Genomic DNA, 22,255 nt, shown 5'->3' with positions numbered 1-22,255 from the left:
AAGTGCCACAGCCGAATCAGCCACAGCAGAATCATGACCGGTTCCGGCCACGACCGCAGGGTTCGCAACAGCCGAATCCGCAGCAGGCGGGCCAGGGGCCGCAGCAGCCTCCCATGCAGGGCCAGCCCCAGATGCAGCCGGTTCCCGGCCGGCTGATGCCGCAGCAGGCCCAGCCCATCCCCGGACAGCCGATGCCCGGCCAGCCGGTGATGTACGCGCCCCCGCCGGCGCAGGTTCGCGTCTATGCTCAGCCACGGTTTGCACCGACGGTGACGCAGGAGATGCGGATTCGCGCTGGAATGCAGGCACCCCAACAGGTTGTCACCGACACTCCCTGGACCGGTGCCGTGCGGAAGGCACAACCGAAGACCCAACCCGATTCGACCGGAAACATCGTTCGGCTCGTTGCCGCGATCCTCGTTCTCATAGGGCTCGTCGTCGGGCTGGCACTACTGGCACTGGTCGGTGGACTGAGCTTCGGGGTCCGTCTCTTCGCCCTGATCGGTCTCTCTGCCATCCCGCTTCTCGGCATCATCGCCTATGTGCTCTGGCTCGATCGCTGGAGGCCCCAGCCGAAGCTGCTCTTGGGCATCTGCCTGCTCTGGGGTGCCGTCGCCGCGGTCATCCTCACCCTGGCCTTCTCCATCGCCGGCGAGATCGCGCTCGCCCTGGCCGGTTTCCGGGGCGTGCCCAGTCTGATCGGTACGGTCATCCAAGCCCCGATCCTCGAGGAGTCGACGAAGACTGTTCTCCTTCTGGTCATCGTCCTTGCGGCACGGCGCTACTTCGAGGGCCCACTCGATGGCCTCGTCTATGGTTCGCTCATCGGTGCGGGCTTTGCCTTCACCGAGAACATCCTCTATCTGGGTGGAGCGTGGAACGAAGGCCAGGTAGAAGGTCTGATGGAGCTCTTCGTCGTCAGGTGCCTGTGCGCACCCCTGCTGCACACAACGTTCTCGACGGCTGCCGGTGTGTCGATCGGACTTGCTGCCCGCAAATGGCCGTGGTGGTCACTCATCCTCATGTGGCTGCCCGGACTCGTGCTCGGCATGGTCCTGCACGGATTCTGGAACGGGTCGATGGTGTTGCTGTCCGTCATCGATCAGGAGATCACCCACAACGAGATCGTCTCGCGAACCGGGATGATCATCCTCAGCATCATCTACTCCGCCGCTTGGATCGCGCTCGGCCTCATCCTGCGCCGCAGCGAACGCATGCACACTCAGAACATGCTCGGCGACTATGCGAACTCCGGTTGGCTCACCCACGCCGAGGTCGACATGCTCGGCACGTGGAAGGGCCGGAAGAACGGCCGCGACTGGGCGAAGTCGTTCCCCGGCGGCAAGGAGGAGATGAAGACCATGATCCGCACCTCCGGCAAACTGGCGACGACGCGGATGCGCGTGCTCGCTGGAATCGGCGGCGAACAGGAACGCAATATCGAACGGGCCGAACTCAAACAGTTCTCCGATGCCCGCGACCGTCTGCTCGCGGCCTCCAAACAGACGGTTTCCAGACAGACAGTGCGGTAAATTCCAGCGGTGACAGTTCTCGACATCCTCCTCATCATCCTCGGCGTCGGGGCGCTCTTCGCCGGGTTCCGACAGGGCATCATCACAGCCCTGGGAACCGCGGGCGGCTTCATCGTCGGCTGGATCCTCGGGCGCCTGATCTCCCCGCTCGTCGAATCGCTGAGTTCCGGCACCGATTTCATGGACAACCCCGGCGTGCTCATGCTGCTGGCCTCGATGCCGCTGGTCCTCAGCGTCCTCTTCGCCTTCGCCGGCAGCGGCATCGGCGCGTGGGTCAAGCACAATATGGACTCCGACCTCGGTCAGGGCATCGACGCCGTCGGCGGCACTGTCACTGCAGGGATCGTCTATGTCCTCGTCATCTGGCTCGCCGCAGGCTTCATCCGCACCACTCCTCTCGTCGAGCCCAACCGCTGGGCCGCGGACTCCGCCGTCATCGCCGCAATCGATCGCACCATTCCCTATTCCTCCCAGAGCGCGCTCGGCGGACTGGCGAAGGGACTGAGCGCATCCGGATTCCCGCAGGTGTTCTCCGGCCAGCCCGAACAGATCCGCGGGGTCGGAGAACCTGACGAGGCCATGGTCGATGTCGGTCGCAGCGTCGAGGATTCGGTCGTCAAGATAACGACGACGGCCACCAGCTGCGCCACCGGTTCGGAAGGCTCCGGTTTCGTCTTCGAGGACGGACTCGTCGCCACGAACGCCCATGTCGTGGCCGGATCCACTGAACTGGCCGTACAGGTCGGCGGCAAAGGCCGTCCGTACCACGCCGAGGTCGTCGAATTCGATGCCGAAGCAGACGTGGCCGTGCTCAGGGTCGCAGGCCTCGACGCTCCCGCCCTCGACTTCGGAAACGGACTCGGACCCGGCGATGACTCCGTCGTCGTCGGATTCCCCGCCAACGGTCCCTATACGATCTCACCGACCCGCGTGCGAGAGAAGATCAATGCCCGCGGACTCGACATCTACGACTCGCAGTCGGTCGTCCGGGAAGTCTATGCTCTGCGTGGAATCGTTCGGGAAGGCAATTCGGGAGGCCCCCTCGTCGACGCCGACGGAAACGTCGTCGGCATGGTCTTCGCCCGCTCGGCCACCGATGACGAAACCGGCTACGCACTCACTCGGGCAGAGATCGCCGACGAACTCGACGCCGGTGCCTCCGAGCGCGCACCGCAGCCGACAGGCCAGTGCACGAACTGAACCGCGTGCACAAACTGACTCGAGCAGCTACTTGAGGTCGAGTCCGGCGAGGACTGCGCGGTGGTCGCTCGATCCGCGTTCGAGCACCTCGTCGGAGGTGGCATCGAAACCGCGGTAGAGGACATGGTCGAGCCGGGTGACGGGGAACTGTGCGGGCCAGGTGAAGCCGAAGCCGCCTCGGGCCTCTTCTCGGGTATCCTGCAGCGGAGGCACGAGCGTCTTCATATTGTTGTCCGTCGCCGCCGTGTTGAAGTCGCCGGCGATGATGACATGCTCGGCGCCGTCGGTCTCCACGGTCGTGGCCAATCGGCGCAGTGCGGCGTTGCGCATCGATTCGTGCCCCGGACGCACCGAGGGCATATGCACGGCATAGAAGCGGATGTCACCGTGGTCGGTCGAGATCGTGGTCGCGAAGGCGCGCGGCCACTGCAGCCCGAGGTCGACCTCCTCGGGCTCCGACATCGGCCATTTCGACCACACGCCGATGGTGTCGACGACCTGAGAATGCTCGAACGAGGAGTCGAGCTCCTTGTGGATGATCTTGCCCGAAAGCGACTCGAGCTCCTGGATCGTCACGATGTCCGGATCACGGTCGACGATGTTCTGCGCGGCAGCCGTGGGCTGCGGCATCCTCGCCCCCACATTGTGAGTGGCCACCGTCAGATCCGGGTCACCGGAATCCTCATTCGGCAACAGGGCGGGTCCGAACATCCCCGTCCACACCAGAGCGGGCACGAGGAATCCGATGGCCGAGAGCCACGAGAAGCGAATGAGGAACATGAGCAGCACGAGCGCGAGGAAGATCCCCGTCCACGGCAGCACCGATTCGATGATGAGCGCGATGCCCATCCGCGTCGGAAGCAGATTGTGGAGAAGCAGGAACGCCGCATAGAGGATCCCGAAGATCAATGCGGTGATGCCCTTCGCGGGGCTGTGCCTTCTGCGCGGTGAGGAATATGCCTGGTTCATCGATCAACGATCTTAACCGGGAATTCTGGCCCCACGCTGGAAGCGACTTGCGACGCGGCTCACAGCCGCACTACTTCAGCGACGCGCCGTCGCACTCCACACCGTCACATCGGGGTGGGTGTCATAGCGGTAGCCCGACCCCCGCATCGTGCGCACCACCGAGGCATATTCGCCGAGGCGGCGCCGCAGTCGGCGGATGTGGACGTCCACGGTGCGTTCGTCGGGAACCTCCCCGCCGGACCACACCGCGGTGATGAGATCCTCACGGGGCAGAGTCTCATCGGCGTGGGAGACGAGGGTGGCGAGCAGGTCGAATTCCTTCGTCGTGACATCGACGAGGTCACCGTCGATGCGGACCTCGCGGCGGGGAATGTCGATGCGCAGACGTTCGCCGCTCGCCTGGGTGTAGGCGTCGCCGGCCCGACCGCCGAAACCGCGAGGAGCGGGAGCCGCCGGTGTGGAGTCCTCGCGCAGAGCCGGCGGGTGGATGCGGTTGGGAATGCGCGAACGCACAGGACCATGAGTCGCCGCCGGCGCACCGGTTGCGGCGGGGGAGCCGGTGGCCACGGCCCGCACGGCGTCGATATCGCTGCCGCGGCCCTCCGGTGCGAGTGCGATGACGGCCTGGGTCTCCGCCTGGCTGGCCAGTTCCTTGGCGTAGGCCTGCAGCTCAGCGGCGATCGCGGAGAGGTTCGTGCCGTCGGCTGCGGCCTTTGACTCATCGAGTCCGATGTAGACGATGATTCCGCGAGCGGCCTTCGGCGAGGGGACGACACCGGCGGGTCCGAAGGTGTGCGGTGCGTTCTGCGGGTCGACTGCGCTCAACCTGGCTCCTGCACGTCGAGTGGCCACTGCACTGCGCGGGTGGACGTAGGCGGGTTCTGGATTCGGCATAGCTGTCCTTTGCTCCGACCATGAGGTCGATATGACTGGAAGAGTCCGCTGCTTGAGTGAACTCGTTCGAGGCCGGACAGCGGGAGTACGATCACCGACCACGAACGCAGGGCATGCACATGTCTGCGCCCGGCATTCGCAGCGGCTCGATCGTCGAAGTCATGACTTCATTATTTGTCACAAAACTTCGGCCTTGCAAAGGAAAACCCGAAAATGAGACGACTGTGACGAAATATGACGTCACGGTCGCCGAGGCCGACGACCGAAATCGTCATCCGCGCGTGCCGTCAGTCGACGATTCCGTACATCCGGTCCCCGGCATCGCCGAGCCCGGGCACGATGTAGCCCTTCTCGTTGAGCTTCTCGTCGAGGGCCGCCGTGTACACCTTCACCTCGGCGGAATCGCTGTAGTCACGTTCGATGCGCTGGACGCCCTCGGGGGCGGAGACGAGGCACACAGCGGTGACATCGCGAGCCCCGCGGGCGAGCAGGAAGTCGATGGCCATGGCCAGGGTGCCGCCGGTGGCGAGCATCGGATCGACGACGAAGATCTGCCGACCGGTGAGGTCGTCGGGCAGACGATCGGCATAGGCGCTGGGCTCGAACGTCGTCTCGTCGCGGACCATTCCGAGGAAGCCCACCTCGGCAGTGGGGAGGATGCGCAGCATTCCGTCGAGCATGCCGAGGCCGGCGCGCAGGATCGGGACCACGACGGGGCGGGGTTCGGCGATTCGGGTGCCGGTGGTCGTCGTCACCGGGGTCGAGATCTCCTTGTCCTCTACGGCCACCGACCGGGTCGCTTCGTAGGCCAGCAGCATGACGAGCTCTTCGGTGAGCTGTCGGAAGCGAGCGGAATCCGTGTTCGCATCGCGCAGAGCGGTGAGTTTGTGGGCGATGAGCGGGTGATCGGCTACGTGAAGATGCATACCCCAAATGGTACGGGAGAACTCGGCGTCCCCGGCAGTGGTCAATGCGGGGCGAAGCGTTCACAATGGAGGCATGTCGTACTTCACTGAGATCCTGGCCGATTCCGGCGATGGCTTCCGCGCCCTCGATGTCGACGTCCGTGACGCGAACGACCTCGACGACCTCGTCGACATGATGCGTTCGGCCGCCGGCGATGACGGAGAGGCCGTGGCCGTCATCGAGCACGAAGACGAATGGTTCGGGCTCGTGCGCCTGTGCGCGAACAACGAGGTCAAGATCTTCCTCTCCGATCTGGCCGTCGTCGAGGCGAGCCCGTTCGCGGAGATCTTCGCTGACTTCCTCGACTCGCGTCCCGACGCCTACGACGCCGAACCCGAAGAGGACTTCGGCGCCGAGGAGGACGAAGCAGAAGTCGACGAGGACGACGATGAGGAAGTCGAGATGCTCGAATTCGACGCCGACGCCGAATGGGGCGGAGACGCCGATATCTACGCCGACCGCGGAGTGCCCGCCGCGACGCTGATCGACCAGGTCGAAAGCTATCGGTCCGACCCTGCCCGCGTCGTCGCCCATGTCGGTGAGACCGTCGGCTTCGCCGATCAGCTCGAGGCCGCCCGCTGAACGCTGAATCCTCGGCCCGGTTCGATGGATGGATGGGCCATGCCCTCGCCGAGGCGGTCCTCGCCCCCGCCCATGACGACGTTCCCGTCGGGGCCGTGGTCATCGACGGCACCGGTGAGATCATCGGACGCGGCCACAACCGGCGCGAGGCGGATGCCGACCCGCTTGGTCACGCCGAGCTCATGGCGATCTCCGCCGCCGCCTCGGCCCGAGGGCAGTGGCGCCTGGACGGCTGCACCCTCGTCGTCACTCTGGAGCCGTGTGCGATGTGCGCCGGGGCCCTCGTCGGCTCACGCATCGAAAGGGTCGTCTTCGGTGCCTTCGATGACAAGGCCGGTGCGGTCGGCTCGGTGTGGGACCTGCTGCGCGACCGCGCCGCACTCCACCATCCGGAGGTCACCTCGGGCGTCCGGGCCGAGGAGAGTCGAGCCCTGCTCCGGGAGTTCTTCGCGGCCAAGCGCTGACGTGTCCCAGCTCACGGTGAACCGATTTGGACGCAGAAACTCCACCGCTGTACAGTTGTCGGCGGTGGCGTGTCCGAGCGGCCGAAGGTGCAACACTCGAAATGTTGTGTAGGGCAACCCCCTACCGTGGGTTCAAATCCCACCGCCACCGCCAAGGGAAACCCCTGATCAGACGCCTCTGATCAGGGGTTTCGTCTGTCCTGTCGATGGATGGCGTCGGAGTGGTCAGAGGTGTGATGATTGACACACCAGGGTCGAGCGGCGAGACTTGCTCGGTGAAACAGAAAGAGTTTTCCAGGATATGGAAATCTGGGTCCGGTCGAGGACCGGTCCCTGCCTGTTTCATTGCGCATGTTCAAGGCGCAGGGTCGACGACGATGATGTCGCCGGCTGACCAAATCGAACAACCTGAGGTGGTCCATGAAAATGGCTGACAATGACCAAGCGGTGCAGACCGCATCTTCGAGATCGGGTCTGCTCGACAGATTCTTCGAAATCACTCATCGAGGCTCGTCGATCAAGCAGGAGATCCGCGGAGGAATCGTCGCCTTCGTCGCGATGGCCTATATCGTCGTCCTCAATCCACTCATCCTCGGCGGCTCCCAGGACATCGCCGGTAACAGCCTCGACTTCGCTCAGCTGACCGCGGTCACCGGGCTCGTCGCCGGCGTCATCACAATTCTCTTCGGCGTCATCGCCCGGCTGCCCTTCGGGCTGGCCGCAGGCCTGGGAATGAACAGCTTCCTCGCCGTCTCCGTCGTCCAGGAGGTCACCTGGGCCGATGCGATGGGACTGGTGGTCATCAACGGCGTCATCATCGTCGTCCTCGGTGCCACGGGCATCCGCACCGCGATCTTCAACGCCGTCCCACATGCGCTGAAGATCGCGATCACGGTGGGCATCGGACTCTTCATCGCCTTCATCGGCTTCGTCAACGCCGGGTTCGTCACCCGCACCCCGGCGGGCCCGCCCGTCCAGCTGGGTCAGGACGGATCCATCGGCTCCCTGCCGACACTGGTCTTCGTCTTCGCGCTCGTCCTCATCGGCATCCTCGTTGCGCGCAGGATTCCCGGCGGCATCCTCATCGGCATCATCGTGGCCACGATAGCCGCGATCATCATCCAGGCTTTCGCGAAGCTCGGCACCGTCGGCGACCCGGTCAATCCGGACCCGCTGGGTTGGAACCTCTCCGCTCCGGAGTTCCCGAAGCAGGTCGTCGCCATGCCCGACTTCGGTCTCATCGGCGCCTTCGACCTCGTCGGCGGCTTCCAGCACATCGGAGTCCTCGCAGCCACGATGCTCGTGTTCACCCTCGTGTTCACGAACTTCTTCGACGCCATGGGCTCGATGACCGGACTGGCCCGCGGCGCCGGGCTGCAGACCGAGGACGGAATGTTCCCGCGCATCCGCGGAGCCTTCATCGTCGAAGGTCTCGGCGCGGTCTTCGGCGGCGGTGCCTCGGCATCGTCGAACACGGTCTTCGTTGACTCTGCAGCCGGCATCGCCGAAGGTGCACGCACGGGTCTGGCCGCTTGCATCACCGGTGTGCTGTTCCTGCTGTCGATGTTCTTCTCACCGCTCATCGCCGTCATCCCGATGGAAGCCGGAGCCGCGGCACTCGTCGTCGTCGGTGCCATGATGGTCACGCAGATCCGTGAGATCGACATGACCGACTTCCGCACCTCGCTGCCGGTCTTCCTCACCATGGTGACGATGCCGCTGACTTACTCGATCGCCAACGGAATCGGCGTCGGATTCATCTCCTGGGCGCTCATCCACGCCATGAGCAGCCGTGCCCGTCAGGTCCACTGGCTGCTGTGGGTCGTCTCGGCCGGATTCGTCCTGTACTTCGTTCGCGGCCCGATTTCAGCTATCTTGGGGGCATGAGAACAATGGTTGGACACTCAGCTTGGGGAAAGGGTCAGATCGCCCACGGGGCTTGACCTGCGGGGACGCAGAGTCCCTCAACCCGCGTTCTTCTGCGCTGTTCGCATGGATAACCAGAGGCTCGAAGAACGAAGCACATTGTTCCAACCATGCACTGTGCGCCTCAGTGGAGAGGCGCGGGAGGTGTGAAGTGCGATGTCCGCAGCGACAACGGATCATTCAACTGCCGAAGTGACAATCAACGGGACCGTCCGCGAGTTCGACGGCCCACCCCATACGAATGCGCTGGACTTCCTGCGCGGTCAGGGTCTGACCGGAGCGAAGGAAGGCTGCGCCGAAGGCGAATGCGGAGCCTGCGCGATCATGGTCGCCCGCCCCGACGAATCCGGTGGCACCCGCTGGACCTCGGTCAACTCCTGTCTGCTGCCGGCGGCAGCCCTCGACGGAGGAGAGGTCGTGACCTCCGAAGGTCTGGCCGATGGAGACTCCGTCCACCCCGTCCAGGAAGAGATGGCCGTGCGCGGCGGATCCCAATGCGGGTACTGCACCCCTGGCTTCATCTCCTCGATGGCCGCCGAATACTACCGACCCGATCGCGGTGAGGACGGCTTCGACCTCCACTCCCTGTCGGGAAACCTCTGCCGCTGCACCGGCTACCGCCCCATCCGCGACGCCGCCGATGCGCTCGGACAGCCGGCCGCCGACGATGCGTTGGCCGCCCGCCGTGACCGCCCGGCCCCGGCCGCTGTCGCCACCGACTATCAGCGTGCCGACACCGCCACGGGGCAGATCGGACGCTACCGTCGCCCCGCCACCCTCGCCGAGGCGACCTCCATCCTCAGCCAAGACCCCGAGGCCACCGTCGTGGCCGGGGCCACCGACTGGGGCGTCGAGGTCAACATCAAGGGAGCACGCGCAAAGAACCTCCTCGCCGTCGACCGGCTCGAGGAGATGCGCGGAATCCGCCGCACCGCAGACGCCGTCGAGCTCGGCGCCTCCCACACCCTGTCCGAGCTCGAACGCGAACTCTCCGGCAGCATTCCGCTGCTGGGCAAGCTGTTCCCGCAGTTCGCCTCCCGTCTCATCCGCAACGGGGCGACGATCGGCGGCAACCTCGGTACCGGTTCGCCCATCGGCGACACCCCACCGGCCCTGCTGGCCCTCGAGGCCGACCTCGTGCTCACCTCCGTGCGCGGGTCCAGGACCGTGGCGCTCGCTGACTACTTCACCGGGTACCGGCAGACGGTGCGTGAGCCTGATGAGCTCATCACCGCCATCCGCATCCCGCTGCCGCTTTCGCCGCTGACGTCGTTCCAGAAGATCGCCAAACGCCGCTTCGACGACATCTCATCGGTGGCGATCGGCTACGCCGTCGACGTCCGCGACGGACTGATCGCCAAGGCCCGGATCGGCCTCGGCGGAGTCGCCGCCACACCGCTGCGCGCCACCGCAACCGAGGCCCTGATCGAAGGCCGACCGTGGAACCTGGAGACCGTGCACGCGGCAGCGGAGACGCTCGCCGCCGAAGGCACCCCGATGGACGACCATCGGGCGAGTGCGAAATACCGGACCGCGATGCTGCGGTCCTCCCTCGAGCGCTTCTACGCCGAGCAGCTCGGCCACCCGGCCGTGACCAGCAAGGAGGTCCAGTGATGAGCCAGCTCTCCCAGCGCCCCGCCGACCCGGTCGTCGGCGAACGCCACCACCACGAAAGCGCCTTCGGCCACGTCACCGGAACCGCGCTCTACACCGATGACCTCGTCGGCCGACTCACCGGCGTCCTCCACGCCTTCCCCGTGCAGTCGACGACCGCGCACGGCCGCCTCGGCGCCATCGACGTCACACCCGCCTATGCGGTGCCCGGAGTCGTCAAGGTCATCACCGCCGCAGACATCCCCGGCGTCAACGACCAGGGCGTCAAGCACGATGAGCCGATGCTGCCGGTCGATGAGATCATGTTCTTCGGCCAGCCACTGGCCTGGGTTCTCGCCGAGGATCTCGAAGCGGCGAAGGAAGGGGCGGCGGCCGTGACCGCCGAGATCGAGGAACTGCCGTCGCTGGTGACCGTACGTGATGCGATCGCCGCCGACAGCTACCACGGCCAGCCCCTGACGATCGACAAGGGCGAAGTCGACTCCGCGTTCGCCGATGCCGCTCATGTCTTCGAGGGCGAATTCGAGTTCGCCGGCCAGGAGCACTTCTACCTCGAGACGCAGGCCTGTCTGGCCCATGTGGATGAGAACGAACAGGTCTTCATCCAGTCATCGACCCAGCACCCCACCGAGACTCAGGACATCGTCTCCCACGTCCTCGGCGTTCCCGCCCACGAGGTGACCGTGCAGTGCCTGCGCATGGGCGGAGGCTTCGGCGGCAAGGAGATGCAGCCCCACGGCTATGCGGCCCTGGCAGCGCTCGGTGCGAGGCTGACGGGACGACCGGTGCGACTGCGACTCGACCGCACTCGCGATATCACCATGACCGGCAAACGGCACGGCTTCCACTCGACGTGGAAGATCGGATTCACCGAGGAGGGGCGGATCCTCGCCCTCGATGCGACGCTGACCGCCGACGGCGGGTGGAGCCTCGACCTGTCCGAACCCGTGCTCACCCGGGCCATGTGCCATATCGACAACTCCTACTGGGTGCCGAACATCCGGGTTACCGGCCACATCGCCAAATGCAACAAGACCTCGCAGACGGCCTTCCGCGGATTCGGCGGCCCGCAAGGCATGCTCGTCATGGAGGACATCATCGGACGCGTCGCCCCCAAGCTGGGGCTCAGCGCCCGTGAGCTGCGCCGCCGGAACTTCTACGCCAAAGGTCAGGACACGCCCTACTACCAGCCGGTGCGTCATCCCGAACGGATCGGGGCGTGCTGGAACCAGCTCATTGCCCAATCCGATCTCGAAGCCCGCGAGGCCGAGATCGAGGCGTTCAACGTGAGCCACGAGCACATCAAGCGCGGTCTGGCGATCACCCCGGTGAAGTTCGGGATCTCGTTCAATCTCACCGCCTTCAACCAGGGCGGGGCGCTCGTGCTCGTATACAAGGATGGTTCCGTCCTCGTCACCCACGGCGGCACCGAAATGGGGCAGGGGCTGCATCAGAAGATGCTGCAGGTCGCGGCCACCACCCTCGGCGTGCCCCTGTCGACGGTGCGCTTGGCGCCGACCCGCACGGACAAGGTGCCCAACACCTCGGCAACGGCGGCGAGCTCCGGCTCCGACCTCAACGGCGGAGCGGTGAAGAACGCCTGCGACCAGATCCTCGACCGGCTGCGGCAGGTCGCCGCCGGCATCCTCGGGGCACCGGCCCATGAAGTCGAGATCTCACGGGGCATCGTCTCCGCATTGTCCTCGACGAAGACGGTGACCTGGGAAGAGCTCATCAACACCGCGTACTTCCAGCGCATCCAGCTCTCGGCCTCCGGCTTCTACAGGACTGAAGGACTGCACTGGAACCTCTCGCAGATGCGCGGCGAGCCGTTCAAGTACTTCGCCTACGGCGCTGCGGTCTCCGAGGTCGAAGTCAACCGCTTCGACGGCTCCTACACTCTGCGCCGCGTCGACATCGTCCACGATGTCGGAGACTCCCTGTCTCCGCTGATCGACATCGGACAGATCGAAGGCGGCTTCATCCAGGGCGCCGGCTGGCTGACCCTGGAGGATCTGCGCTGGGACGAATCGGACAAGCCGAGCCGTGGCCGGCTGGCCACCCAGGCGGCGAGCACGTACAAGATCCCAAGCTTCTCCGAAGTCCCCGAGGTCTTCAACATCGCCCTGCTGGAGAAGGCACACGAAGAGGGAGCCGTGTACGGGTCGAAGGCCGTGGGCGAACCCCCGCTCATGCTCGCCTTCTCCGTCCGCGAAGCCCTGCGCGAGGCCGTAGGCGCCTTCGCACGTCCCGGCCACAGCGTCGACCTCGCCTCCCCGGCGACACCGGAAGCCGTGTTCTGGGCGATCGAAGAAGCCCGCGGGCAGGACTCGGGGGCGGCCGCCTCGGCGAAGGAAGGACAACGAGTTCCGTCATGACCTGGATGGACACCGCAGCCGAGCTTCGCACAGCTCGGGTGCCGGCTGTCCTCATCACTCTCGCCGCTGTGCGTGGGCATGCCCCACGCGAGGCGGGAGCGAAGATGATCGCCACCGCCGATGACCTGTTCGGGACCATCGGCGGCGGCAATCTCGAGATGACGGCCCTCACCCGTGCCCGGGAACTGCTGACCGAAGGGCAGTCGACTCCGGAGATGCTCACCCTGCGGCTCAACGACAAGGCCCCGGCCAAATACGGGAGGCAATGCTGCGGCGGAGAGGTTACCATGCTCTTCGAACCCCTGCCGGTGCCCGTCTCGGTGGCGATCTTCGGCATCGGCAATATCGGACTCGAACTCACACGGATCCTGTCCCGCCACGATCTCGACCTCACGGTCAGCGATTCGCGGCCGGAACAGCTCGAAGCCATCGATGCACTGGAGACCCCGGTGGCGCGGATCCGCTCGGAATTCGCCGTCGTCGGGGAAGAGGTGCTCACCGCTCTGCCGGCCGGCGCGCATGTGGTCATCATGACGCATGACCACGCCGAGGACCTGCATCTGTGTTCCGCGGCACTGACCCGCGGCGACCTCGGATCGGTCGGCCTCATCGGCTCGAACGCGAAATGGCAGCGCTTCCGCAAGAACCTCGCCGCCGAAGGCTTCGAGTCCGAGGCCATCGACACCATCCGCTGCCCCATCGGACTGCCCGAACTGCCGGGCAAAGCGCCCGCGACGATCGCCGTGAGCGTCGCCGCGGACCTGCTCGGCGGCATGGCCTGAACCCTTTCTGCCGCCTGAAATCACTGACTCTAGGAGAACCACTGTGGTCATCTACCGTGCCCGCGTCTTCGATACGCCGGACAACCCATTCACCGGGGGCCGACTGCGCTCGGCCTCCGACATCGCCCTCGTCATCGACGACGGGCTCATCACCTCCCGCACCGATTTCGACACCGCCAGGTCCGCGCACCCTGACGCCGAGGTCGTCGACCTCCGCGACGGTGTGCTCATCCCCGGACTCGTCGATACCCATGTCCACCTGCCGCAGGTGCGGGCCATCGGCCACCTCGGTCGGCCGCTGCTTGACTGGCTCGACCAGTGCGCCCTGCCCGAAGAGGCGAATCTCGGGGACCCTGCCTACGCGAAGGCGGTGGCTGGAGAATTCCTCACGGGACTGATCTCGGCGGGGACCACCTCGGCGATGGTCTTCGGTTCGCACTTCGCCTCAGCCATGGACATCTTCTTCTCCGCGGCGGATGAGTCGGGACTGCGGATCACCTCCGGTCTGGTCACCGGTGATCGGAACTTGCCAAATGCGCTGCTCACCGATGTGGAGCGCTCGACGAAGGAGAGCCAGGCGCTCATCGACCGGTGGCACGGGAAGGGGCGACTGCGGTACGCGGTGACCCCACGGTTCTCATTCTCCGCCGGACCGGAGCTGCTGGCCGCCGGCGGTCGTCTCGTCGAGGAGAATCCGGGCATCTGGGTGACCTCGCATCTGAACGAGAATCGCGATGAGATCTCCGGGGTCGCGCAGATCCATCCCGACGTCCTTGACTACCTCGACACCTACGATCGGGCGGGGCTCGTGGGGCGGCGCACCGTGCTCGCGCACAATGTCCACCCGCAGGATCGGGAGCTTGAGCGCATGGCCGAGGCCGGCGCCGTGGCCGCGCACTGTCCGACCTCGAACTCGGCTCTGGCCAGTGGCTTCTTCCCGCTGCGCAGACACATAGAGGCAGGCGTCCGCGTGGCTCTGGGCTCCGATGTCGGGGCGGGCACGGGCTTCAACCTGCTCAAGGAGGGAGTGCAGTCATACTTCATGCAGCAGCTCGACCCGGCCGGGGGAGTGGCTTTGAACTCCGCGCATCTGCTGCACCTGGCGACCGCGGCCGGGGCCGAAGCGCTCGAGCTCGATGAGGTCGGCGTGCTGAGCGAGGGCAAGCGCTTCGACGCCGTCCTCATCCGCCCGCCCGAGGGCCAGCCCTTGGACGTCGGCATCCGCCACGCCGCCGACGACGGGGACGCCCTGGCAAAGATCTTCGCCATGGGCACCCCGGGGGACATCGCGGAAGTCTGGGTCGACGGCAAGAACCTCCACCCCTAATTGCTACCTGACGGCGGCCCAGCAACCTCGCGCGAGGTTGCTGGGCCGCCGTCACGTAGTTCTGGGGGAAAGGTCTTGACGGGAACTCCACGGACGTCCTATGCTGATTTCACGGAACGGAAATATGATTCCATAATACGGAAATCAGAGGCAACTCAAAGGAGAGCTCCATGTCCCAGAACTTCACCTCACCCGGCAGCTACGTCCTCAACTGCTCCACTCTGCTCACCGAACTGCCCGTCCTCGAACGGGCCCAGGCCGCGAAGGACGCCGGTTTCGACGAGGTCGAATTCTGGTGGCCCTTCGACGGGAACCCGACCCCATCCTCGGCGGAGGTCGATGAGTTCATCGCCTCCCTCGAATCCGCAGGAGTCGCCCTCAAGGGCCTGAACTTCTGGGCCGGGAACATGGCCGGAGGCGATCGTGGAATGGTCTCGATCATCGGCGCCGAAGAGGACTTCGCCGCGAACGTCGCCATCGTTGTCGAGATCGGCAGGCGCACCGGCTGCCGCGCCTTCAACGCGCTCTACGGACTGCGCACCGACGGCCAGGACCCGGCCGGACAGGACGCCACAGCCGCCGCCAACCTCGCGCTCGCCGTCGGCAAGGTCGCCGAGATCGGTGGAACCGTCCTCGTCGAACCCGTCTCCGGAGCCGAGGCCTACCCGCTCAAGCGCTACGCCGACGCCGCCGAGGTGGTCGCAAAGGTCCGAGCCGACGGACCCGAGAACATCGCCGTGCTCGCCGACTTCTACCACATGCACGTCAACGGCGACGACGTCGCAGCCGTCATCGAAGCCGAGGCCGCGAACTTCGGCCACATCCAGATCGCCGACGCCGACGGCCGCGGGGCACCGGGCACCGGATCGCTGCCGCTGCGCGATTGGATCGAACGCGCCGTCGACCTCGGCTACACCGGATCCGTGGCGCTCGAATACAAACAGGACCGCGCGACCGCCTTCGACTGGCTCGACCGCGCCGCCCAGACCGCCTGAAGCTGACTGACCACACTACCGACGACTCGAAGGAAACCCCACCATGTCAAAGACCATCGCTTTCATCGGACTCGGCATCATGGGCCTGCCCATGGCCAAGAACCTCGTCGCCGCCGGATTCGACGTCCGCGGCTTCAACCGCACCCCGGCCAAGGCCGATGCCCTCGCCGAGGCGGGTGGCAGTGCCGCCGCCACCATCGCCGAGGCGGTGGCCGGGGCCGATGTCATCATCACCATGGTTCCCGACTCACCCGACGTCGAAGCCGTGCTGACCGGCGACGACGGCATCCTCGCCCACGCTTCGACCGGGGCCACCTGGATCGACTTCTCCACCATCCGTCCAGACGTGGCCACCGAACTGGCAGGCAAGGCCAAGGATGCCGGCCTCAAGCCCCTAGATGCTCCTGTCTCCGGAGGCGAACCCGGAGCCATCGACGGCGTCCTGTCGATCATGGTCGGCGGCGACCAGGCCGACTTCGATGCCGCTGCCGATGTGTTCGATGCCGTCGGCAAGACCATCGTGCTCGTCGGCCCCTCGGGGGCCGGTCAGACCGTCAAGGCCGCGAACCAGCTCATGGTCGCCGGCAATATCGGACTCCTCGCCGAAGCCGTTGTCTTCCTCGAAGCCTATGGGGTCGAAACGGGTGCGGCACTGCAGGTCCTCGGCGGCGGACTCGCCGGATCCAAGGTGCTCGATCAGAAGGGACAGAAGATGCTCGACCGCTCCTTCGATCCCGGATTCCGACTCGAACTCCACCACAAGGACATGGGCATCGTCACCGCAGCTGCCCGCGAAGCCGGAGTCGCCATCCCGCTCGGCGCCACCGTCGCCCAGCTCGTCGCCGCCACCGTGCAGCAGGGCAATGGAGGACTCGACCACTCGGGTCTCTTCACCGTCATCGAAGCCCTCTCGGGCAAGAACGAGAACTGAAGCACCGCCTCGGCGCCGGTGATCGATCTGTCGATCATCCCCGGCCGAGGCCACACCAGCAGGGCGGGGTCGTCGGCCTAACGACACCGACGGTCCCGCCCAACCATGAACCGAGCCGGCGACAGCGTCGTCGCCGGCTCACGAACAAAGGACGAACAATGACACGCATGCGCGCAGTCGACGCCGTAGTGCTCATCCTCGAAAAGGAAGGCGCTACCGAGACCTTCGGGCTTCCGGGAGCGGCGATCAACCCGCTGTACTCGGCGATGAAGGCCCACGGCGGAATCCGCCACACCCTGGCCCGCCACGTCGAAGGGGCCTCACATATGGCCGACGGGTACACCCGTTCGGCGCCCGGCAACATCGGAGTCTGCCTGGGCACTTCGGGCCCGGCCGGCACCGATATGATCACCGGCCTCTACGCCGCGGCCGCCGACTCCCAGCCGATCCTGTGCATCACCGGCCAAGCTCCCGTCGCCGTGCTCGACAAGGAAGACTTCCAAGCCGTCGATATCGCCTCGATCGCGGCACCAGTGACGAAGATGGCAAAGACGGTGCTCGAAGCCGGACAGGTGCCCGGCGTCTTCCAGAACGCGTTCGCGCTCATGCGCTCGGCCCGGCCCGGCCCCGTGCTCATCGACCTGCCCATCGACGTGCAGCAGACCGAGATCGAATTCGACATCGATGCCTACGAACCGCTGGCACCCGCAAAGCCCGCAGCCACCTCGGCGCAGGCGGAGAAGATCCTCGACCTCATCGCCGAGGCGGAGCATCCGATCATCGTCGCCGGTGGCGGAATCATCAACGCCGATGCCGCCGACCGGCTCGTCGAATTCGCCGAACTCACCTCCATCCCGGTCTCACCGACACTCATGGGCTGGGGTGCGATCCCCGACGACCACCCGCTGGCCGCGGGGATGGTGGGAATCCAGACGCATGTGCGCTACGGCAACGCGTCCTTCCTCGAATCCGACCTCGTCATCGGCATCGGCAACCGCTGGGCCAACCGTCACACCGGTGACCTGGACGTGTACCGCAAAGGCCGGAAGTTCGTCCACATCGACATCGAACCCACCCAGATCGGCCGCGTCTTTGCTCCGGACTTCGGTGTCGCCTCGGACGCGGGAGCCGCGCTCGATGCGCTGCTGGCCGCCGCGCGATCTCGATCGGGCGGGCTGCCGGACTTCACCGACTGGGCCGGCGAATGCACGGCACGGAAGTCGACCGAGCACCGGAAGACGAACTTCACCGAGGTGCCGATCAAACCACAGCGCGTCTACCAGGAGATGAACGAGGCCTTCGGCCGTGACGTCACCTACGTCTCGACGATCGGGCTCAGCCAGATCGCCGGCGCTCAGATGCTGCACGTCTATCGGCCCCGGCACTGGATCAACGCCGGACAGGCCGGACCCCTGGGGTGGACCGGTCCGGCTGCGCTCGGCGTGGCCAAGGGAAAGCCCGGCGAGACCGTGGTGGCGTTGTCGGGTGACTACGACTTCCAGTTCATGATCGAAGAGCTCGCGGTCGGTGCACAACACCGGATTCCCTACGTCCACGTCGTCGTCAACAACTCCTACCTGGGGCTCATCCGTCAGTCCCAACGCGGATTCGAGATGGACTACGAAGTCTCGCTGGCCTTCGAGAACATCAACTCCTCCGGTTCCGCATCGTCCGGGTACGGCGTCGACCATGTAGCCGTGGCGCAAGGATTCGGGTGCAAGGCGCTGAGGGTCGAAGACCCCGAACTCATCGGAGAGGGCCTGCGTGTGGCCAAGGAGCTCATGGACGAACACCAGGTCCCGGTGGTCGTCGAGGTCATCCTCGAACGTGTCACGAACATCTCGATGGGCACTGCCCTCGATAAGATCAACGAATTCGAGACCCTCGCCCAGACCCCGGCTGACGCTCCGACGGCGCTGAGTCCGATGGGCGACCTGGCTACGGCGAAATAGGTTGGGCCGAACCGCCCGAGCCGAGTATTCTAGAACGGTATACCGAAACTTCATCCACCGGCCCTCTGGGGCGGGCGACCGAGGAGGAACATGAGCAACGACGCCGACTTCGATCTGATCATCCACGCCGCGAAGGCTCTGCTGCCTGAGGGCATCGAGCCGGTGACGGTCGGGGTCAGGGGCGGGAAGATCGCCGAGATCGCCCGCGGTGGACAGGATCTGGGCACGACCGCCTCGGCGAGTGCGAAGGTCATCGAGATCGGGGATGACCAGGTGCTGTTGCCCGGTCTCGTCGACTCTCATGTCCACGTCAACGATCCCGGCCGCGCCGAGTGGGAGGGCTTCGCCAGCGCCACCCGCGCGGCCGCAGCCGGGGGAGTGACGACGATCGTCGACATGCCGCTGAACTCGCTGCCGCCGACGGTCGACGTCGCGGCCCTGGAGACCAAACGTGCGGTCGCCGCACCCAAGGCCTTCGTCGACGTCGGATTCTGGGGCGGGGCGATTCCCGGCAACACCGCGGATCTGCGGCCCCTGCACGAGGCCGGCGTCTACGGGTTCAAATGCTTCCTCGAAGACTCCGGAGTCGAGGAGTTCCCGCCGCTGGAGCCGGACGAGATGAAGGCCGACATGGCCGAGATCGCCTCGTTCGACGGAATGCTCATCGTCCACGCCGAGGATCACGAGGTGATGACCTCGGCGCCGAAGAACTCGGGTCCGAAGTTCGCCGACTTCCTCGCCACGCGCCCCCGCGAGGCCGAGAACGTCGCGATCGGCCGCGTCATCGACGCAGCTCGGGAAACCGGGGCTCGGGCGCATATCCTGCACCTGTCCTCGGCGGATGCGCTGGATCAGATCGCCGCGGCCAAGGCCGAGGGCATCAAGCTCACCGTCGAGACCTGCCCGCACTACCTCGTCTTCACCGCCGAGGAGATCCCGGACGGGGCGACGACGCACAAGTGCTGCCCGCCGATCCGTGAGGAATCGAACCGGGAGGCGCTGTGGCAGGGGCTCATCGACGGCACGATCGACTGCATCGTCTCCGATCACTCGCCCTCGACGGCCGAACTCAAGCTGCTCGACACCGGTGATTTCGGTGCCGCGTGGGGCGGCATCTCGTCGCTGCAGCTGGGGCTCTCACTCGTGTGGACCGAGGCTGCGAAGCGCGGAGTCGATCTCGCCGAGGTGGTCCGGTGGATGTCCGCGGCACCGGCGACCGTGGCCCGGGTCGAGGGCAAGGGTGCGATCGCCGAGGGCAATGACGCGGACTTCGCCGTCTTCGCCCCCGACGAGGAGTGGACGGTGCGGGCCACGGAGCTCTGGCACCGCAACCAGATCAGCGCGTATGACACCCGCACCGTCCGCGGTCGAGTCACGCAGACGGTGCTGCGGGGCGCCCCGGTCGACTTCGAGACCCCAGCCGGCCGCCTCCTCACCGCCCGCTGAATAATTGCTACCTGACGGCGGCCCAGCTACCTCGCGCGAGGTAGCTCAGCCGCCGTCAGGTAGTTCTGGGTAGAAGTTATCCACAGATTGCGCGCACCTATTGTCTATTGATATCGGATGATGCAATTTGGTGTCATGTACCTGTGTATGACGACCGACAAGCTCTACCGGCTGGGGTTCACCAAAGACGAAGTCAGGCGCGGAGAGAGATGCTGCCTCACACGCATCGCCCGGGGACGCTATGTGGCGACGGGGTCGTGCGATGACGTGCGACACGAAACCATCTGGGCGGCCCTGAGCGAAGCGGACTTCGAGGAGTTCGGCCACCAAGGCGATATGCGCGATGAGATCGAACCCTTGAGAGTCCTCATCCGCGCGCGTGCGGAGAAGATCCACACCGCCTCGGGCCGCTGGCGTGTGACGAAGGGGCGCGAGGTCTTCTCGCATCTGTCGGCGGCCCTCATCCACGGACTCCCGATCGCCTATCCGGCCGAGACGCGAGTTGAAGTGTTCCGACCGAACGTCAGCCGCAAGTACCGGCACCTCTATGTGCGCAACCGGGATGTCCCGTCGGCGCACCGGAAGATGGTCGGCATCTATGCCGTGACGACGATGGAGCGCACGCTCATCGACATCGCCCGCGACTATGGTCCGGATCTGTCCGTGCCGATGTTCGACGAGGTGATCCGACGGAGTCGCACCACGCGTTTCCGCATCGAAGCGGTGCTTGCGGAGTGTCCCGAATCTCGTGGGGACGCGGCGGTGCTGCGCGCTCTCGATCTCACCGACGGACGGCGCGAGGCTCCTTCGGAGTCGATCGCGGCGGTGCGCTTCTTCGAGCACGGAATCAGGGGATTCGAGCCGCAGGTGGAGTTCTTCGGCCACCGCGGAGAGGTCATCGCCCGTGTCGACTTCTGCAATCACGATGCCCGACTGATCGTCGAGATCGACGGACTCGAGAAGTATACGATGGACGGACGCTCATCCCGTGAGAGCCTCGCCGCGGAGAAGGCGCGCGAAGCCGCACTCGAGGCCAGGGGATACAAGATCATCCGCCTGACCTTCGGAGATCTGTTCCGCACTTCACCGTTCGAACGCATCCTCGGCATCCTCGCAGCTCGTCTGCGCACCGGATAGAACCACCCGACGGCGGCTCAGATACCTCGATCCTTCTATGTCTTGTCAAGCGGGTTGAGGAACGGTATCGAGCGCGTTGAGGATCTTGTAGACCCGGCGCGCTAGATACCGTTTGAGGTTGCGCTTGATCTCCCTCTTGGATTTCTTCGTCGGTTCTTCACCGTGGTGGCGGGCCACGTAGTTCCTGGTCCGTTCGTCATGGACCATTCGGTTCATGACCACTGTGTGTAGGGCCCGGTTCAACTGCCGATCCCCGCCCCGGTTCAACCGGTGCCGGCGCGTGTTGCCCGACGACGCAGGTATCGGGTTCACTCCCGCCAGAGCTGCGAACGCGGCCTCGTTCCGCACCCGCCCCGGGTGGGACCACGCGGTGAAGCACACAGCGGTGCTGAATGGGCCGATCCCGGGCTCATCCAGCAAGGGTGCGGCCGGACTAGCTTCAACAAGCTCGGTGAGCCTGTCATGGTTGGTCTGCAGATCATCGTTCAAAACGAGGACGCGTTTGGCCAGACGGATCGCTTCTTCCCGGGCGGTGGACAAGTCGACGTCTTCGTTGCGGGTCCGCCATTTCGCGATCTCGTCGACCTGGTCACTGGTCAATGACTTGCGGGCATCGATGCCCAGATCGATGGTGCGCACCAGAGCTGTCAGGGAGTTGATCATCCGAGTCCGTTCCGTGGTCATCGCGTCCCGGGCTGCCAGCAGGACACGCAGCGCCTGCCGGACACCTTCACCGTGACGCGGCCACCGCAGTTGATCGGCGTCGAGAGGCAATACAGATGCCGCGATCCGGCGGGAATCAAGCTCGTCGCTCTTACCGACACCGTGGCGGGCTTTGGCATCCATACGCCCGGCTTCGACTACCGGATACCCGGCTGCGGCGATGTGTCCGGTCAGCACCGCACCGTACGAGGCAGCACCTTCAACGACCCAGAGGGTGTCGAGGTCACCGCTGGTGCGCCTGCCGGCCCAGGTGAGGGCTCGTTTGATTCCTGCTGACGTGGTGGGGAAGGAACGGGTTTCGACGAGAATTCCAGTGTTGGTGACGATGGAATACGCGTGGTTTCTGGCGTGTGTATCAACACCGATGAAGAAACTGTATAAGTGCGCGACAATAGACATAGCGGTTCGAAGCTCCCTGTTTGACCGATGGGTTGCGT

The 22,255-nt window shown here is 65.6% G+C and carries 17 protein-coding genes, 1 tRNA gene and 1 pseudogene; 15 read left to right on the top strand and 4 right to left on the bottom strand.

Going from position 1 to position 22,255, the window contains the following annotated elements:
* Positions 1 to 113: 113 nt before the first annotated feature.
* Complete coding sequence (locus BLU88_RS16520) at positions 114 to 1,532, top strand: PrsW family intramembrane metalloprotease (protein WP_231939474.1); 1,419 nt, start codon at positions 114 to 116, stop codon at positions 1,530 to 1,532.
* 9 nt (positions 1,533 to 1,541) lie between these two features.
* Positions 1,542 to 2,732: a MarP family serine protease gene (locus tag BLU88_RS16515; RefSeq protein WP_092016374.1), complete on the top strand. Its 1,191-nt coding sequence runs from the start codon at positions 1,542 to 1,544 to the stop codon at positions 2,730 to 2,732.
* 27 nt (positions 2,733 to 2,759) lie between these two features.
* Here the strand turns inward: BLU88_RS16515 and BLU88_RS16510 are convergent, their stop codons facing one another.
* From BLU88_RS16510 to upp, 3 genes are all read right to left on the bottom strand, one after another.
* On the bottom strand, positions 2,760 to 3,701 hold the full coding sequence (locus BLU88_RS16510; protein ID WP_092016371.1) for an endonuclease/exonuclease/phosphatase family protein: 942 nt from the start codon (positions 3,699 to 3,701) through the stop codon (positions 2,760 to 2,762).
* Between the two features lie 75 nt (positions 3,702 to 3,776).
* Positions 3,777 to 4,595: a winged helix-turn-helix transcriptional regulator gene (locus BLU88_RS16505; RefSeq protein WP_092016368.1), complete on the bottom strand. Its 819-nt coding sequence runs from the start codon at positions 4,593 to 4,595 to the stop codon at positions 3,777 to 3,779.
* Between the two features lie 287 nt (positions 4,596 to 4,882).
* Complete coding sequence (gene upp, locus BLU88_RS16500; protein ID WP_092016365.1) at positions 4,883 to 5,521, bottom strand: uracil phosphoribosyltransferase; 639 nt, start codon at positions 5,519 to 5,521, stop codon at positions 4,883 to 4,885.
* Positions 5,522 to 5,594: 73 nt separating this feature from the next.
* On the opposite strand from upp, the gene BLU88_RS16495 reads away from it, so the two are divergent.
* The 13 genes and pseudogenes from BLU88_RS16495 to BLU88_RS16435 all read left to right on the top strand — a co-directional run bounded on the left by BLU88_RS16495 (position 5,595) and on the right by BLU88_RS16435 (position 21,095).
* On the top strand, positions 5,595 to 6,143 hold the full coding sequence (locus BLU88_RS16495) for a tRNA adenosine deaminase-associated protein (RefSeq protein ID WP_092016363.1): 549 nt from the start codon (positions 5,595 to 5,597) through the stop codon (positions 6,141 to 6,143).
* Positions 6,144 to 6,175: 32 nt separating this feature from the next.
* Positions 6,176 to 6,607, top strand: coding sequence for a nucleoside deaminase (locus tag BLU88_RS16490; protein ID WP_092016360.1), 432 nt, complete (start codon positions 6,176 to 6,178; stop codon positions 6,605 to 6,607).
* 63 nt (positions 6,608 to 6,670) lie between these two features.
* A tRNA-Ser gene (locus BLU88_RS16485) sits at positions 6,671 to 6,761 on the top strand.
* A gap of 272 nt (positions 6,762 to 7,033) precedes the next feature.
* A complete protein-coding gene (locus tag BLU88_RS16480) occupies positions 7,034 to 8,494 on the top strand; it encodes an NCS2 family permease (protein ID WP_092016357.1) in 1,461 nt (486 codons plus the stop codon).
* A 195-nt stretch (positions 8,495 to 8,689) separates the two neighbouring features.
* Positions 8,690 to 10,147, top strand: a complete 1,458-nt coding sequence (locus BLU88_RS16475) for a xanthine dehydrogenase small subunit (RefSeq protein WP_092016354.1) — start codon at positions 8,690 to 8,692, stop codon at positions 10,145 to 10,147.
* Positions 10,147 to 12,525 (top strand): xanthine dehydrogenase molybdopterin binding subunit, encoded by a 2,379-nt coding sequence (gene xdhB / locus BLU88_RS16470; protein WP_092016351.1) that lies wholly within the window; start codon positions 10,147 to 10,149, stop codon positions 12,523 to 12,525. The genes BLU88_RS16475 and xdhB overlap by 1 nt, the downstream gene beginning before the upstream one ends.
* Positions 12,522 to 13,307 (top strand): xanthine dehydrogenase accessory protein XdhC, encoded by a 786-nt coding sequence (gene xdhC, locus BLU88_RS16465; protein ID WP_167356908.1) that lies wholly within the window; start codon positions 12,522 to 12,524, stop codon positions 13,305 to 13,307. Before xdhB ends, xdhC begins: the two co-directional genes overlap by 4 nt.
* 43 nt (positions 13,308 to 13,350) lie before the next feature.
* On the top strand, positions 13,351 to 14,634 hold the full coding sequence (guaD, locus tag BLU88_RS16460) for a guanine deaminase (protein ID WP_092016348.1): 1,284 nt from the start codon (positions 13,351 to 13,353) through the stop codon (positions 14,632 to 14,634).
* Between the two features lie 170 nt (positions 14,635 to 14,804).
* Entirely contained in the window at positions 14,805 to 15,629 is an 825-nt protein-coding gene (locus BLU88_RS16455; RefSeq protein ID WP_092016345.1) for a hydroxypyruvate isomerase family protein, read from the top strand.
* Positions 15,630 to 15,663: 34 nt separating this feature from the next.
* Positions 15,664 to 16,560 (top strand): annotated as a pseudogene (locus BLU88_RS16450) (2-hydroxy-3-oxopropionate reductase); the annotation flags it as partial.
* A 158-nt stretch (positions 16,561 to 16,718) separates the two neighbouring features.
* Complete coding sequence (gene gcl, locus BLU88_RS16445; RefSeq protein ID WP_092016339.1) at positions 16,719 to 18,512, top strand: glyoxylate carboligase; 1,794 nt, start codon at positions 16,719 to 16,721, stop codon at positions 18,510 to 18,512.
* A gap of 90 nt (positions 18,513 to 18,602) precedes the next feature.
* Entirely contained in the window at positions 18,603 to 19,958 is a 1,356-nt protein-coding gene (gene allB / locus BLU88_RS16440) for an allantoinase AllB (RefSeq protein ID WP_092016335.1), read from the top strand.
* Positions 19,959 to 20,105: 147 nt separating this feature from the next.
* Complete coding sequence (locus BLU88_RS16435; RefSeq protein WP_092016332.1) at positions 20,106 to 21,095, top strand: DUF559 domain-containing protein; 990 nt, start codon at positions 20,106 to 20,108, stop codon at positions 21,093 to 21,095.
* 45 nt (positions 21,096 to 21,140) lie between these two features.
* On the opposite strand, the gene BLU88_RS16430 is transcribed toward BLU88_RS16435, so the two are convergent.
* On the bottom strand, positions 21,141 to 22,217 hold the full coding sequence (locus BLU88_RS16430) for an IS110 family RNA-guided transposase (protein ID WP_092016329.1): 1,077 nt from the start codon (positions 22,215 to 22,217) through the stop codon (positions 21,141 to 21,143).
* Between the last annotated feature and the right edge of the window lie 38 nt (positions 22,218 to 22,255).

This window comes from Brevibacterium siliguriense (assembly GCF_900105315.1).
GTDB lineage: Bacteria > Actinomycetota > Actinomycetes > Actinomycetales > Brevibacteriaceae > Brevibacterium > Brevibacterium siliguriense.
This window is presented reverse-complemented; position numbering and strand designations above follow the sequence as displayed.

What these genes read in the sequence shown, in the direction of transcription:
- BLU88_RS16520 (WP_231939474.1), top strand. Translation starts at nt 114, where the DNA reads ATGCAGGGCCAGCCCCAGATGCAGCCGGTTCCCGGCCGGCTGATGCCG.
- BLU88_RS16510 (WP_092016371.1), bottom strand. Translation starts at nt 3,701, where the DNA reads ATGAACCAGGCATATTCCTCACCGCGCAGAAGGCACAGCCCCGCGAAG.
- BLU88_RS16505 (WP_092016368.1), bottom strand. Translation starts at nt 4,595, where the DNA reads ATGCCGAATCCAGAACCCGCCTACGTCCACCCGCGCAGTGCAGTGGCC.
- upp (WP_092016365.1), bottom strand. Translation starts at nt 5,521, where the DNA reads ATGCATCTTCACGTAGCCGATCACCCGCTCATCGCCCACAAACTCACC.
- BLU88_RS16495 (WP_092016363.1), top strand. Translation starts at nt 5,595, where the DNA reads ATGTCGTACTTCACTGAGATCCTGGCCGATTCCGGCGATGGCTTCCGC.
- BLU88_RS16490 (WP_092016360.1), top strand. Translation starts at nt 6,176, where the DNA reads ATGGGCCATGCCCTCGCCGAGGCGGTCCTCGCCCCCGCCCATGACGAC.
- BLU88_RS16480 (WP_092016357.1), top strand. Translation starts at nt 7,034, where the DNA reads ATGGCTGACAATGACCAAGCGGTGCAGACCGCATCTTCGAGATCGGGT.
- BLU88_RS16475 (WP_092016354.1), top strand. Translation starts at nt 8,690, where the DNA reads ATGTCCGCAGCGACAACGGATCATTCAACTGCCGAAGTGACAATCAAC.
- xdhB (WP_092016351.1), top strand. Translation starts at nt 10,147, where the DNA reads ATGAGCCAGCTCTCCCAGCGCCCCGCCGACCCGGTCGTCGGCGAACGC.
- xdhC (WP_167356908.1), top strand. Translation starts at nt 12,522, where the DNA reads ATGACCTGGATGGACACCGCAGCCGAGCTTCGCACAGCTCGGGTGCCG.
- BLU88_RS16455 (WP_092016345.1), top strand. Translation starts at nt 14,805, where the DNA reads ATGTCCCAGAACTTCACCTCACCCGGCAGCTACGTCCTCAACTGCTCC.
- gcl (WP_092016339.1), top strand. Translation starts at nt 16,719, where the DNA reads ATGACACGCATGCGCGCAGTCGACGCCGTAGTGCTCATCCTCGAAAAG.
- allB (WP_092016335.1), top strand. Translation starts at nt 18,603, where the DNA reads ATGAGCAACGACGCCGACTTCGATCTGATCATCCACGCCGCGAAGGCT.
- BLU88_RS16435 (WP_092016332.1), top strand. Translation starts at nt 20,106, where the DNA reads ATGACGACCGACAAGCTCTACCGGCTGGGGTTCACCAAAGACGAAGTC.
- BLU88_RS16430 (WP_092016329.1), bottom strand. Translation starts at nt 22,217, where the DNA reads ATGTCTATTGTCGCGCACTTATACAGTTTCTTCATCGGTGTTGATACA.